A 13,820-nucleotide genomic window follows, 5' to 3' on the forward strand; every position below is an offset into this window, starting at 1 on the left:
AATCCGGTGCCCGCCGATCTTCACCTGGCCGTCCCGGCGGCCGAGGAACTGCAGGACCCCGTCCGGGAGATAGCGCCCGAAGTCGCCGGTCCGGTACAGCCGGGCGCCGGTGGCGGGGTGCCGGACGAAGCTCGCGGCGGTCCGCTCCGGATCGCGCCAGTAGCCACGGGCCAGCCCGGTGCCCTCGATGTACAGCTCGCCCGGCACCCAGACCGGGCAGTCCCGCAGTTCGGCGTCGAGGACGTGGAAGGCCTGGTTCCGCAGCGGCCTGCCGTACGGGATGCTCGGCGCGTCCGGGGCCACCTGGTCGGCGGGGTGCCAGTTCGACCAGATCGACGCCTCGGTGGCGCCGCCGAGGCTGATCACCTGGGCGTCCGGCCAGAGCGCGAGGATCCGCTCGGGCAGGTCGAGCGGTATCCAGTCGCCGCTGAGCAGCACCAGCCGCAGGGCGGCCGGGACGCGGTCGGCCTGCTCCAGGTGCTCGACCAGCATCTGCATCTGGGCGGGCACCGAGTTCCAGACCGTGACGCCGTGACGGTCCATCAGTTCGGCCCAGTGGGCGGGTTCGCGGCGCTGGTCCTCGTCGGGGAGCACCAGTGTCGCACCGGCCGCCATGCTGCCGAAGAGGTCGTAGACGGAGAGGTCGAAGCCGAGGTCGGCCAGCCCGAACAGCCGGTCCTGCGGGCCGACCGCGAAGCGTTCGTTGATGTCCAGGACGGTGTTCAGGGCGGCGTGGTGCTCGATCATCACGCCCTTGGGGCGGCCGGTGGAGCCGGAGGTGTAGAGCACGTAGGCGAGGTCGGCGGGCTCGGCCGGTCCGGCGGGCGCGGTGCCGGTCGGGGCGTGGGAGTGCAGCCGGGGAAGGTCGGCCGGCCACTCCAAGGCCTGATCAAGCGTCAGGTCGGTGACCACGGCGAGCGCTTCGCCGCTCTCGAACAGCTCGGCCCGGCGGCGGGCCGGCAGGGTGGGCCCGACCGGCAGGTAGGCGGCCGAGGCCAGCAGTACGCCGTGGGCGGCCGCCACCTGGTCCGGGCCCTTGGGCAGGGTGACGGCGACCAGCCGGTCGCGCAGCGGCCCGGCCCCGAGCCCGCCGATGCCCGCGGCGACGGCGGCCGCCCGCTCGGCGAGTTCGCGGTAGCTGACCGAGCCGGAGCCGTGCAGCACGGCGGGCCGGTCGGGGTGGGCGTCGGCGCCGCGGAACAGGGCCTCGTGCAGCAGACCGCCGGGCGCCTCGCCGGAGGTGTCGTTGGCGCGTTCCCTGGCGGCGAGTTGATGGTCCGGCAGCGGGACGGTGAGCCCCTGCTCCCAGGCGTCCGGCTGCGCGAGCCGCTGCACCAGACCGCAATACACAGCGAACATGTCGTCGAGCACACCCTCGGGGAACAGCTCCTCGACGGCGTCCCAGGTCAGGTCGAGCGAGCCGGTGACGTCGAGCACCTGGTGGTCCAGCCAGATCTGCGGGGTCTGGCTCAGCCGGTAGGTGATGTCGCCGAAGTACTCCATCGGCCCCGAGGCGTCGGAGACCGTGCCGAGCCCGCTGGTGAACACCACCGGCATGCCCTCGAAGCCGGTCTGCAGACCGCGTCGGCGGCGCTCCCGCAGGGTGTGCAGAGCGCTCACGTAGCGGTGCCGCAGGTCCTGCTGGAGCTGGGTCTGGGTGCGGGCGGCCAGTTCGGCCAGCGGGAGGCCGCCGGTGGTGTCCATCTCCAGCAGGCAGATCGAGGTGAAGTCGCCCACCACGCGCCGCAGATGGGGGTGGACCGTGCGGTGGCCGCGCTCGTTCTCGGCGAGCAGCAGCGGCAGGCGGTTGAAGATGGTGAGGTTGAGGCTGAACCGAGGGGTGCCGCTCCAGGCCGCCAGCACCTCGGCGAAGACGGTGGCCAGCACGGCGGTCGGGGTCAGCCCGCGCTGCTCGGCCAGCTGCTGGAAGCGCTGCCACTCGGCCGGCGGCAGGTGGTACTCGCGGTGCGTGAAGCGCGGCTTGTGGATCTGCACCGGCGGTCTGGCGAGCGGAGTTCCGGGCGGCGGGGCGAGCGTCTCGGCGCGGGAGGCCCAGTAGTCCAGCGAGCGCTTGTACCGGGGCGCGTCGGTGCCGTCCTCCAGGGCCAGCACGTAGTCCCGGAAGGTCACGTCGATCGGCGGCAGTTGGACCGCCTCGTCCTGGCAGAGCGCGCTCCACTCGGTGAACAGCAGCGTGATGCTGGCCAGGTCGACCATCAACAGGTCCAGGCTGACGTGCAGTCGGTCGTGGTCGGCGAGCCGGCTGATCCGGATGTCGAACAGCGGCCAGACGGCCGGGTCGTAGACCCGCTCCGACATCTCGGCCCGGGTCGCGGCCAACCGCTCGGCCAGCACGGCGGGTTCGGCCGCCGACAGGTCCTCGAAGCCGACCTCGAACGGCGGCGCCTCGGGCAGCACCTGCTGGCGGCCGTCCTTGTGGACCACGGCTCTGAGCATGGCGTGCCGCTCCAGCAGGCGGCGCCAGCCACGGGAGAGCAGGGCCGGGTCGAGCCGCCGGCCCTCCAGCTCGAAGTAGGCGTGCGGTGCGACGTTCCCGAGCACGAAGTTGGGCCCACGGCCCACCCAGTACGCGTACTGGATCTCCGTCAGAGGGAAGGCCGCATGAGCGTCGTCGGTGGTCATGGGATGCATGCCTCCAGGTCGCGACAGCGCGGGGAAGGGCGGGGAAGGGCACCAGTCAAGCAACGCGTCGGTTGCACGACAACGTCACGAACCTGCCGGAACGCGCCATGTCCTGAGTACGCCAACAGCCGTGGGAACGACCCGGGCCCGGGCGCCCCGTCGCGCTCCCGGCGCCGGCCGGGCCTAGCATCGTGAGTATGGGAGAGCGACAGATCGCGCCCTTCGCGCCGCAGCTCGTACTGGAGACGGACGGCGACTCACAGGTGATGAGCCCGAGCCGCACGTACCACGTCGGCCGGGACCCCACGGGAGAGATCGTGCTGACCGATCCCCGGGTGTCCTGGCACCACGCCGAGCTGCACGCCGACGGCGACCACTGGATTCTGGACGACACCGGTTCCACCAACGGCACTTGGGCGTACGGCCGCCGGGTCAGCCACCTGGACCTCGGTCCGGGCAGCACGGTCCGGTTCGGCAGCGCCGAGGACGGCCCGTACGCGACCCTCAGCGCGCTGCCCGAGGCCCCCGCCACCGCGCGGGCGCCCTCCGCGCTGACCGCCATCACCGGCTCCTTCCGGCCGCCCACCCGGGTCCGCCCGCTGCCCGCCAAGGTGACCCGGATCGGCCGGGCCACCGACAACGACCTGGTGCTGGCCGACCTCTCGGTCTCCCGCCACCACGCCGAACTCCGGGCCAGGCCCGACGGCCGGTACGAGATCACCGACCTGGACAGCCACAACGGCACGTACCTGAACGGCAGTCCGGTCACCACGGCTCCGGTCGGTCCCGAGGACCTGGTCGGCATCGGGCACTCGATGCTGTGCCTGGTCGGTGACCTGCTGCAGGAGTTCGTCGACACCGGCGACATCGACCTGAACGTCGAGGGCCTGGTGGTCGAGGTGGCCGAGGGCAAGGTCCTGCTCGACCAGGTCACCTTCCCGGTCGGCCAGAAGTGTCTGCTGGCCGTCGCCGGCCCGAGCGGCGCCGGCAAGTCCACCCTGCTGAACGCGCTGACCGGCCTGCGTCCCGCCGACCGGGGCACGGTGCGCTACGACGGCCGTGACCTGTACCGGGACTACGCCGAGCTGCGCCGGAGGATCGGCCTGGTGCCGCAGGACGACATCCYGCACACCCAGCTCACCGTCCGCCGCGCGCTGCGNNNNGGCCAGGGTCGAGGAGGTGATCACCGAACTCGGCCTGGAACAGCGCGCCGACCAGGTGATCTCCAGCCTCTCCGGCGGCCAGCGCAAGCGGGTCAGCGTCGCCCTGGAGCTGCTCACCAAACCCTCGCTGCTCTTCCTGGACGAACCCACCTCCGGCCTGGACCCCGGTATGGACCGCTCGGTGATGCACATGCTGCGCGACCTGGCCGACGACGGACGCACCGTCATCGTGGTCACCCACAGTGTGCTCAGCCTCGACCTCTGCGACCGGCTGTTGCTGCTCGCCCCCGGCGGGAAGATCGCGTTCTACGGACCGCCCGGGGAGACCCTGGACTTCGTCGGCTTCGGCCAGTGGCCGGAGGCCTTCGAGGCGTTCGAGAACGACCGGGCCCGCGACTGGGCCGGCCAGTACCGCGAGTCGGACGCGCACCGCCGGTACATCGCCGACGCGATGGCCCGCCCGGCCAGCCCGGCAGCGGCCGCCGCACCTCCGGTGCCGGTCCGGCCGCCCCAGGGCTGGTGGTCCCAACTGGGCACCCTGGTACGGCGGTACGCCACCGCGCTGACCGCCGACCGGACCTTCCTGGCCGTCATGATCGCGCTGCCGTTCGTGATGGGCGCGATGGCCCGGGCGCTGGCCGGCAGCAAGCTGACCCAGGAGACCGCGCTGAACGGGCTGCTGATCCTGTGCGTCGGCGGTGTGCTGACCGGCGCCGCCAACGCCGTCCGGGAGCTGGTGAAGGAGCGCACCATCTACCAGCGGGAGAGAGCCGTCGGCCTGTCCAGATCCGCCTACCTCTGGTCGAAGATCGTCGTGCTCGGCACCATCACGGTCGCTCAGTCGGTGGTGCTCACCATGGTCGGCCTGGCCGGGGTGAAGCTGAGACCACAGGGCAGTGGCGTGCTGATGCCGCCGCTGGCGGAGATCACCATCGCGGTCGCCATGCTGTCCTTCACCGCGATGATGCTCGGCCTGCTGATCTCCGCCCTGGTGAAGAAGGAGGAGGTGACCATGCCGCTGCTGGTGCTGCTCGCCATCGTCCAGGTGGTGTTCTGCGGCGCGCTGCTCCAGCTGAACGGCGTCCTGGTGCTCAACCAGCTGTCCTGGCTGATCCCGTCCCGCTGGGCGCTCGGCGCGATGGCCGCCAGCATCGACCTGCACCAGGTGGTGCCCGGCAAGCTCACCGAGGACCCGCTGTTCGAGCACAGCCTCAATGTCTGGCTGCTCGACCTCGGCATGCTGGCCGCACTCTCGCTGGTGTTCGGCGTGCTGGTCGCCCGGCTGCTGCGTCGGCACGAGCCGGCCGTGATGCGCGGGTAGCGGCGATGTCCAGCCCGTACGAGTTCCGGCCCACCCATGTCGTGCCCGAGGGTGGGCTGCCGACCTGGGAGAGCGCGGACCCGGCCCGTCCGTCGGCCCGACTGGACCCGCTGCTGCCGGTGATGCTGACCGAGGCCACCGGCGACTGGGCCCGGGTGGTCTGCTCCAACGCCTGGTCCGCCTGGGTGGACGGCCGGATGCTGATCACCCTGCCGCACCGGCCGCCCGGCACCGCCCAGCCGCTCGCCACCTCCGCCGATCCGCGGGCCCTGCTGGCCCGCCTCGAGGACGCCCTGGCCGCCTACCGGCAGCTGGTCGACGAGTACGCCGCCGGGCTGCTCGATCTGGAGGGCTTCCGCAGGCGCAGCGCAGGCCTGCGGGTCGGTGCGGTGATCGACGGACCGGCCGCCTGGCTGCTGGACCTCGACCAGGGCCGCTGGTACTACTGCGAGGGCGCCCAACTGCAGACCTACGCCACGGTCGAGCCCGCCGACACCGGGCGGGGCAAGCCGTGAGCTCCACCGTGCAGTCCGACCTGACCGGGCGTCAGCTCGGCGGCTACCGGCTGGGCAAGGTGATCGGGCGCGGCGGGATGGCCGTGGTGCACCAGGCGGAGGACCTGCGGCTCGGCCGGATCGTCGCGGTCAAGCTGCTCGCCCCCGAACTGGCCCGCAACGACGTCTTCCGGCAGCGGTTCGCCCGCGAGTCGAAGATCGCCGCCGCGATCGACCACCCGCACATCGTCCCGGTGTACGAGGCCGGTGAGGCCGAGGGCGTGCTCTACATCGCGATGCGCTACGTCCAGGGCCGGGACCTGCGCGCCCTGCTCGACCGGCAGGGCCCGCTGGGCGTCCGCCAGACGGTCCGGATCACCGCCCAGGTGGCCTCCGCGCTGGACGCCGCGCACGCCCACGACCTGGTCCACCGGGACGTCAAACCCGGCAACATCCTGGTCGCCGAGGGGACCGACACCGACCACCCCGAGCACGTCTACCTGACCGACTTCGGCCTGACCAAGAAGTCGCTCTCACTGACCGGCCTGACCACCGTCGGCCAGTTCGTCGGCACCCTCGACTACGTCGCCCCCGAGCAGATCTCCGGCAAGCCGGTGGACGGCCGCTGCGACGTCTACAGCCTGGCCTGCGTGGTGTACGAGGAGCTCACCGGCGCACCCCCGTTCCGCCGGGACGACGACCTGGCGCTGCTCTGGGCGCACCTGAACGACCCGGTGCCGCCGGTCAGTTCGCTGCGCCCCGACCTGCCCGGCGCGCTGGACGAGGTGCTGGCCAAGGCGCTGGCCAAGACCCCGGAACAGCGCTTCGACAGCTGCCTGGCGCTGGTCGCCGCGCTCCGGGCGGCCGGGGAGACCGCGGCCGTCGGTCCGGCAGTCGTACCGACGCCGACCGAGGTGGTCCCGGTGGTGGCGCTGCCCGCGCCGGTGCCCGCGCCGCCCCCTTGGGCCTGGCCGGTCTTCGAGACGGGGGAGCGCTGACAGGCCCTAACCTTGCCATTTAACCTTTGGTGAAGCCCCAGTGACACGGGTAGGTTCCTGGCGGTGACCCTTATGGAGATGCAGGGCCTCGTGTCGATGACCGACGGAGCGCAGTTGCGCTGGCGGGCGTTGGGGGACACGACTCGGCGGCTGGGGTCCTGCTCCATGGTGGTCCCGGCCTGCCGGACTATCTGGGTGATATCGCCCCCATGGTCGCGGACCTTGCGCCTGTGTACCGGTACGACCAGCGTGGAACGGGCCAGTCTTCGTGGCGGGGTCGTCATTCCTTCGCTCGGCATGTCGAGGATCTCGCCGAGCTCCTCGACGCGTGGGAGGTGCCCGAGGCCGTGCTGATCGGGCACTCCTACGGCACCAATCTGGCGAGTCGGTTCTGTTTGCGGCACGCCGACCGGGTGGTCGCCATGCTGCTGATGTGCGGGCCGTTCATCGGTGATTGGCGTACCGGGGACCGAGCGGAACGTGGCCGCCGCATGTCCGCAGCCCAGCAGGAGCGGCTCCGCGAATTGGAGGAGTTGCCGCATCGCACGGAGGAGCAGGAAGTCGAGCTGCTCACGTTGGCCTGGTTCACCGACCACTCCGACCCGGAACGAGGGTGGCGCTGGGCAGCCCAGGGTGCCCTGCGGCGTCGACCGGTCAACTGGTCCATGAACGCCGAACTTGGATTGGAAGGACGCGCCGATCCGCTCGATGATCACCTTGCCGAGCTGCGTGCAAGCCTGCCTGTGCGGGCGGAGCTCCTCGGCGGGGTCGACGATCCCCGTCCCGTGTCGGCGCTTGAATCACTCGCGCTTCGGCTCGCTGTTCCGCTGACCCGGATCGAGGGCGCAGGGCATGAGCCTTGGCTGGAGCAGCCCGACGTTGTGCGTGGGCACCTTCGGCGATTCGTGCAAGGCGCCGTGGGCAAATAGGGCTTCGACGGGCTAAGCGGCTCCGCCGAAGTCCGCTGCTGATCCGCACCTGCGGTACAAACCTGGCCGCCCCTGGTGAACGGGGTCTGGGGGCGAAGCCCCCAGGAACTCTCTGTTCCCGCACCTCAGCGGAGCTGCTCAGGGCCTGTCTCGAAGTCGGGTGTGAGCTTGTGGCAAGATCACGGGATGCTGCGACTCACCGATTTCATTATCGACTGCCCGGACACGATGAAGCTGGCGGCTTTTTACTCCGAGGTGACGGGCCGTCCGATCAAGGAAGGCAGCTCCGAGGACTGGGCTGGCATCCAGTTCGGCGAGATCGAGCTGGCATTCATCCGGGTGGACGACTACCGCGCTCCGCAGTGGCCCGACAGCGACCACCCCAAGCAGTTCCACCTCGACTTCGAAGTGGACGAGATTGAGTCCGAGCAGCGCCGCGTCCTCGACCTCGGCGCGACGCTAAGGCAGAACTTCATCGGCCCCAACGGCTACGGCTGGCAGGTCTACACCGACCCGATCGGCCACCCATTCTGCCTGTGCCGCAACAAGGGCGTCATCTGGACCGACCAGGGCCCGATCTGGCCCAAGCACGACTAATTAGCTGGCTGGTTAGAACGCCGCATCGAACGTGATCACCCACATGAGTGTTCGTCGGATGCCGAGGCGGCCTTCGCGTGATCCTGAACTCAGCTACGAGGAACAGGATTCGACGCGGAGGCCGCATTGCCGAGTTGGCTCCACCAGGACGCCCGCCAGCAGGCGTTCGCGAAGCTGTCGCGCTTTCGGGGTGAGTTCTACGGCTGCCTCCCCAGCCGGGGTGACGCGCTGTTCGAGCTGGCGGACGCGCTGCTGTGCACGGACGGCCCGGTCAAGACCCTGGTGGACCTGTCGCTGGCGCCCGAGCACCGACGCGGACACGGCTCCCTCTACGCCGCGTTGAACGACGGTGCAGTCGACCGTGGACCGGCTGCGACAACTGCTGGCCGAGCTGCCGCTGCCGCGGGCGGCCGACGGCCGCCTGGTTCTGGCGGTGGACGTGAGCCCGTGGCTGCGGCCGGACGCCGGCACCGCGCCGGACCGCTCGTTCTGCCACACCTACGGACGGGGCAAGGACGAGCACCGGATGATCCCGGGCTGGCCCTACTCGATCGTCGTGGCCCTGGAGACCGGCCGGACCTCGTGGACCGCACCCCTGGACGCAGTCCGCACCTGCTGGCCGACCTGCCGCTGGAGGTCCTGGGCCGGATGCGGTCGGACCGGGTGATGCGCCGGGCGACCCCGCCGCGGGTCTACGTCCCCACCGGCGGGCGACCGCCCAAGCACGGTGGTGAGTTCGTCTTCGGCCAGCCCGACACCTGGGGCCAGGAGCACGCGGCGACGGTCACCGAGACCCGCCTCTACGGGAAGGCCACCGTCCGAGCCTGGGACCGGCTCCATCCCCGCCTCACGAAACGGGCAGCCTGGCTCGACCACGACGGCGAGCTGCCCATCATCGAGGGCACCGTCATCCGCCTGGCGGTGGAGAAGCTGCCCAGCGGCGGCGTCAACAAGCCCGTCTGGCTGTGGTGGTCCGGCACCGACGCCACCCTCCAGGATGTCGACCGCTGCTGGCAGTCGTTCCTTCGGAGATTCGACATCGAGCACAACTTCCGGTTCTGGAAGCAGACGCTGGGCTGGACGAAACCGCGGCTCCGCAGCCCCGAAGCCGCCGACCGATGGACCTGGATCGTCATCGCCGCCCACACCCAGCTCCGACTCGCCCGATCCCTGGCCGAAGACCTCCGTCGGCCCTGGGAGAAGCGGACCGGACCGCACCGGCTCACCCCGGCCCGGGTCCGCCGCGGGTTTCGGAACCTCCGGTCCGCATGTCCATCGCCAGCGCGTGCACCCAAACCCGCCCGACCAGGACCAGGACGCCCCCCTGGCTCGAAGAACAGCACCATCGCCACCCGCTACGACGTGGGAAGAGTCCTCGCAACCGGCGAGCCGCACCAACGACCGGCCCACCACAAGAAGGGCACCAAACCCCGACGAACCGTCACAATCAGTTAAATGGCAAGCTAACCGGCGGGCACCAGGCGGGTGTCCTCGGTCTCGGGTCGCTCGTCGGCCGCAGGTGCCGCGCCGCGGCGGGAGCGGCCGAGCAGCAGGGCGACCAGCACGGCGGTGACGGCGAGGGCGGCGGAGCCGCAGCGCAGTGCGAGGTGCAGGCCGTCGACGAAGGCGTGGTCGACGGCCGCCTGCACTGGCCCAGGCAGGGCTCCGGCCGTGCTCGCGCCGCCGCTGTGGCCGACGAAGCCGTCGGCGGCTCGGCCGGCCGCCTCGGTGGGGAGGCCCAGCCGGTCGAAGGAGCTGGTGAGACCGTCGGTCAGACGGTTCGCCAGCAGGGCGCCGAGGACGGCGATGCCGAGGACGCCGCCGAGTTCGCGCAGGGTGTTGATGGTCGCCGACGCCATGCCGGTGAGGTCCGCGCTGACCCGCTGGAGGACGGCGATCGACACCGGGGTGAAGGTCAGGCCCATGCCGAGGCCCATCGTGCAGAGGGTCCAGAGGTACTCGGGGTAGCGCGCCTGGTCGCCGTACAGCGAAAGGCCGCCGAGACCGGCCGCGCACAGGGCGATGCCCAGCACCACCGGGAGCCTGGGGCCGTACCGGGTGGTCAGCCGGCCGGAGAGCGGGGCGGCGAACACGATGGCCGCGGTCATCGGCAGGCCCGCGACGCCGGCGTCGGTGGGAGCCCAGCCGAGCACGCCCTGGAGCATCAGGGGCAGGAAGAACATCGCGCCGAACATGCCGAAACTGACCATGAAGCCGCTGAGCAGCGCGCCGCAGAGCACCCGGTCGCGGAACAGCCGGAGCTCCAGCATCGGTTCGGCGAGGCGGAGTTCGAGCAGCACGAAGGCGGTGAGCAGGACGGCTGAGGCGGCCGCGCAGGCGAGGATGCGGGGGTCGGTCCAGCCCCGGGCGGGGCCTTCGATCAGCCCGTAGACCAGCGCGCCCAGGCCGGCGGCGGAGAGCGCCAGGCCGGTCAGGTCGATCCGGCGGGCGCGAGGGGGGAGGTCGGGCAGGGTCCTGGCGGCCAGCACCAGGCCGAGGATCCCGACCGGGACGTTGATCCAGAACACGCTGGCCCAGCCGAACGCGTCCACCATCGGGCCGCCGATCACCGGCCCGATCGAGAGCCCGAGCGCGGAGACCCCGGACCACAGGCCGATCGCGCGGGCACGTTCGCGTTGGTCGGTGAAGACGTGCCGGAGGATGGCCAGGCTGCCGGGGGTGAGCAACGCGGCGCCGACCCCCTGGAGCATCCGGGCGCCGATCAGCAGCCCGGGCGTGCCGGCCAGCGCGGCGGCGGCCGATCCGGCCGTGAACAGTGCGAGGCCGAGCCGGAACACCCGGGTACGGCCGTAGCGGTCACCGAGCGCACCGCCGGTCAGCAACAGCGCGGCGTAGACCAGGCTGTAGCCCTCGGCGACCCACTGGAGGCCGCTGATGCCGGTGTGCAGGTCCTGCCCGATCCGGGGCAGCGCGATGTTGACGATGACGTTGTCCAGCATGGCCATGAACATGGTGACGCAGAGCGTCGCGAGCGCGAGCCGCTTGCGCGGCGTACTCGACCTCTCCATCGGGGACCCCTCCGGTCGATGCTCCCTAACGGCGTTAGGGGTGATGGCGGCCCAGAATGCCCCTAACGGTGTTAGATTGCAAGCGGAATCCCGGACGCACAGGAGGGGCGGTGCCCGTGCCCGCACAGGACGATCCGTCAGCACCCGGCCTGACCAGGGAGTCCCTGGCCCAGGCGGCCCTGCGGGTACTGGAACGGGACGGCCTGGCCGGCCTGTCCATGCGCAAGGTCGCCGCCGAGGTCGGCGTCAAGGCGGCCTCGCTGTACTGGCACGTCCGCAACAAGGAAGAGCTGCTCGACCTGCTCAACGACGAGCTGATGGCCGACGCCGAACCGCCGCCCCGGACCGGCCACTGGCGCGAGCAGTTCCGCGAGTACGGCCTGCGGCACCGTCGGCTGCTGCTGGACAAACGGGACGCGGCCAAGGTCGTCGCGGGCCGCCTCGCACCCGGACGCCACCTGCTGGGGCTGATGGAGGATCAGCTCGACCGCCTCCGTGCGGCCGGCTTCTCCGACCTGGATGCTGCCATGGCCTCCTACCTGCTGGGCGCCTACGTACAGGGCTTCGTCCTGCAGGAGCAGTCCCCGCTCGCGGCGGCCGAGGCGATGGGGGGCGGCCGTCGGGAGGTGGTCGCCGCCGCGGGCGAGCGCCTGCGCGCCCTGCCGCCCGAGACCTACCCCAACCTGGTCGCGCTGGCCGGCGACCTGACCGATCCCGACATGGACGCCCGGTTCGACTTCGGCCTCGAGCGAATCCTGGACGGCCTCGCGGTCCTGCTGCCGCCGGACCGGCGCTGAGCGGCCGGAGTTCGTCGGATCAGCTCGGATCAGCTCGGACCCGGGACGCGGGGGCGCACGACCGGACACACCTGGGCCGTGCAGATGGCCGTGGGTATCGCCGGAACCGACCGCTCCGACGCCGAAGTCGCCTCGCTGAAACGGGCGAGGTGACGGACCTGGCGGGGTCAGATGCCGGCCGGGGTGCGGCGCCGGAGGCGGCGGGCGGCGAGGGCGCCGAGCAGGCCGGCCAGGGCGCCCCAGGCGGCTGCCAGGGGGACGGAGACGAGCAGGCGTGCCTCCAGCGAGATGCCGCCGCCCGCCGTGTCGAAGCCGAGCAGGGAGAGGCCGAGCTCGACCGAGACCCGGGTCAGCAGGCCGATCAGCAGCATGGCGAGTGCCAGCGCCGCAGCGAGCTGCGCGGCGTGCCGCCACAGCGGCAGGCCCGGCGGGGAGAGCAGGGCTGCGTGCAGGCCGGTGAGCAGCAGCAGGACGGCGACCAGCACCGCCAGCAGCCAGGCCCGGCCGTCCTGTGCGGCCAGAGCGGGGAGGTCCAGCGTGACGTCCCGGCCGTCCGGGGTGCGCAGGACGTCGGACAGCAGCTGAGGCATCGGCAGGCCGAGGTCGCCGTCGAGCGAGCCGTGCCAGGAGGCGCCGAAGCCCAGCCCGAGCGCCAGCCAGGCCAGGTTCGGCAGGGCGAGCAGGACCACGGCGAGGGTCTGGCGCGGATGCCCGTCCACGGCGGCCGAGACCAGCCCGGCTGCCAGGCCGAGCGCCACCGTGCCGAGCAGCAGGGTGAGCACCGCGTGGGCGGCGGGCCGGGCGGCCGTCCGGTACCGGAGCAGGGACGGCGGCAGCGGCGCGCCCCGGCTCGCCAGTACGGTCAGCAGCAGGACCAGGGCGAGCCAGAGCAGGCCCAGGCCGACGGTCGGTAGCAGACCGGTCCGGAAGCCGGCGGTGGGCGCAGCGTCGAACACCTCGGCCAGGGTGTCGGCGAACGGGTCGCCGGTCCGGATGGTGAAGCTGTGGTGGGCGGGCACCCGGAGCAGGAGCAGCAGGGCGAGCCAGAGCACCGCCGTCCGGGCCGCCCGGCCGGCCAGTTCGCCGGGGGTCGCCCCTGGCCGTAGGCGCAGCGGGCGGAGGAACAGCCAGGCCAGGGTCAGCGCGCCGAGCAGGGTCACCGAGAGCGGCATGGCCGAGAGCTCGCCATCGGCATCGGCCAGGAAGGCGGCGCCGCCGGTGAGTTGGACCGGGACGCCGACCGCCATCAGGACGGTGGCCGCGACGACGGCGGGGAACGCGGCCCCGGGTAGGTCGCCCGCACCGGCCAGCCAGAGCCCGAGGGCGGCGAGCGCGGACATCGCCAGCAGGGTGACGCAGGTGGCGAGCAGGGCGTCCGTCCAGGGGCCGAGGGTGACGGCCCGTCGGCCCGGCCTGCCGGAGTTCCCGGTCGGCAGCATGGCGCCTCCTGGCGGACGTGCGGTGCCGTGATCCTGTCACCCAGCTTGGGCCACCCGGCGGACTCCGGCGAGCCGCCGGTGGCGGGCGCCGGAACAATGAGGCAGCGGGGGAGACCAGTTGTGGAGGCAGGCCGTGAGTTCCCAACCGCCGTCCGAACCGCCGCCGTCCGAGCGGCCGTCAGAACCGCCACCGTCCGAGCCGCCGTCCGGCCCGCCGACGGTGCCCCCGACCGGCCCGCTGCCGAGCCGGGCGGAGGCCGCCGGGCAGCCGACCTCGGGCGGGAGTGCGTCCGGTCCGCCGTCCGGGCCGCTCTCCGGGCCCTCGGAGGAGGGGTCACCGCCGAGCGGGGAGCCGCCGGAAGCAGGGGTGACCGGTGGCGGCCCGACCGGTGCCGGTACGACCGGTGCGG

The 13,820-nt window shown here is 72.1% G+C and carries 9 protein-coding genes and 3 pseudogenes; 9 read left to right on the forward strand and 3 right to left on the reverse strand.

All coding sequences use genetic code 11. From position 1 onward, the window contains the following. Window positions 1–2,643: amino acid adenylation domain-containing protein (locus tag ASC99_RS39815; RefSeq protein ID WP_200948403.1), on the reverse strand; the 2,643-nt coding region annotated here is incomplete at its 3' end. A 197-nt stretch (window positions 2,644–2,840) separates the two neighbouring features. Here ASC99_RS39815 and ASC99_RS41970 point away from each other — a divergent pair. The 7 genes and pseudogenes from ASC99_RS41970 to ASC99_RS24280 all read left to right on the forward strand — a co-directional run. Beyond that, window positions 2,841–3,802: FHA domain-containing protein (locus tag ASC99_RS41970; protein ID WP_304440751.1), on the forward strand; the 962-nt coding region annotated here is incomplete at its 3' end. Window positions 3,803–3,806: 4 nt separating this feature from the next. Beyond that, window positions 3,807–5,127: pseudogene (locus ASC99_RS41040) on the forward strand (ABC transporter permease); the annotation flags it as partial. 5 nt (window positions 5,128–5,132) lie between these two features. Beyond that, entirely contained in the window at window positions 5,133–5,642 is a 510-nt protein-coding gene (locus tag ASC99_RS41045; RefSeq protein WP_057235630.1) for a hypothetical protein, read from the forward strand. 8 nt (window positions 5,643–5,650) lie between these two features. After that, a complete protein-coding gene (locus ASC99_RS24265; RefSeq protein WP_369825159.1) occupies window positions 5,651–6,619 on the forward strand; it encodes a serine/threonine-protein kinase in 969 nt (322 codons plus the stop codon). Between the two features lie 209 nt (window positions 6,620–6,828). Next, on the forward strand, window positions 6,829–7,548 hold the full coding sequence (locus ASC99_RS37665; protein WP_235583109.1) for an alpha/beta fold hydrolase: 720 nt from the start codon (window positions 6,829–6,831) through the stop codon (window positions 7,546–7,548). 186 nt (window positions 7,549–7,734) lie between these two features. Next, on the forward strand, window positions 7,735–8,145 hold the full coding sequence (locus ASC99_RS24275) for a VOC family protein (protein ID WP_057235635.1): 411 nt from the start codon (window positions 7,735–7,737) through the stop codon (window positions 8,143–8,145). Between the two features lie 126 nt (window positions 8,146–8,271). Continuing rightward, window positions 8,272–9,600: pseudogene (locus ASC99_RS24280) on the forward strand (transposase). Between the two features lie 8 nt (window positions 9,601–9,608). Here the strand turns inward: ASC99_RS24280 and ASC99_RS24285 are convergent. Further along, window positions 9,609–11,174: an MFS transporter gene (locus ASC99_RS24285; protein ID WP_057235638.1), complete on the reverse strand. Its 1,566-nt coding sequence runs from the start codon at window positions 11,172–11,174 to the stop codon at window positions 9,609–9,611. A 110-nt stretch (window positions 11,175–11,284) separates the two neighbouring features. On the opposite strand from ASC99_RS24285, the gene ASC99_RS24290 reads away from it, so the two are divergent. Then, window positions 11,285–11,971, forward strand: coding sequence for a TetR/AcrR family transcriptional regulator (locus tag ASC99_RS24290; protein WP_057235641.1), 687 nt, complete (start codon window positions 11,285–11,287; stop codon window positions 11,969–11,971). 167 nt (window positions 11,972–12,138) lie between these two features. Here the strand turns inward: ASC99_RS24290 and ASC99_RS24295 are convergent, their stop codons facing one another. Further along, window positions 12,139–13,410 (reverse strand): streptophobe family protein, encoded by a 1,272-nt coding sequence (locus tag ASC99_RS24295; protein WP_057235643.1) that lies wholly within the window; start codon window positions 13,408–13,410, stop codon window positions 12,139–12,141. 133 nt (window positions 13,411–13,543) lie between these two features. On the opposite strand from ASC99_RS24295, the pseudogene ASC99_RS41050 reads away from it, so the two are divergent. Continuing rightward, window positions 13,544–13,820, forward strand: a pseudogene (locus ASC99_RS41050) (hypothetical protein); the annotation flags it as partial.

The sequence above is a fragment of the Kitasatospora sp. Root107 genome (assembly GCF_001424875.1).
Taxonomy (GTDB): Bacteria; Actinomycetota; Actinomycetes; order Streptomycetales; family Streptomycetaceae; genus Kitasatospora.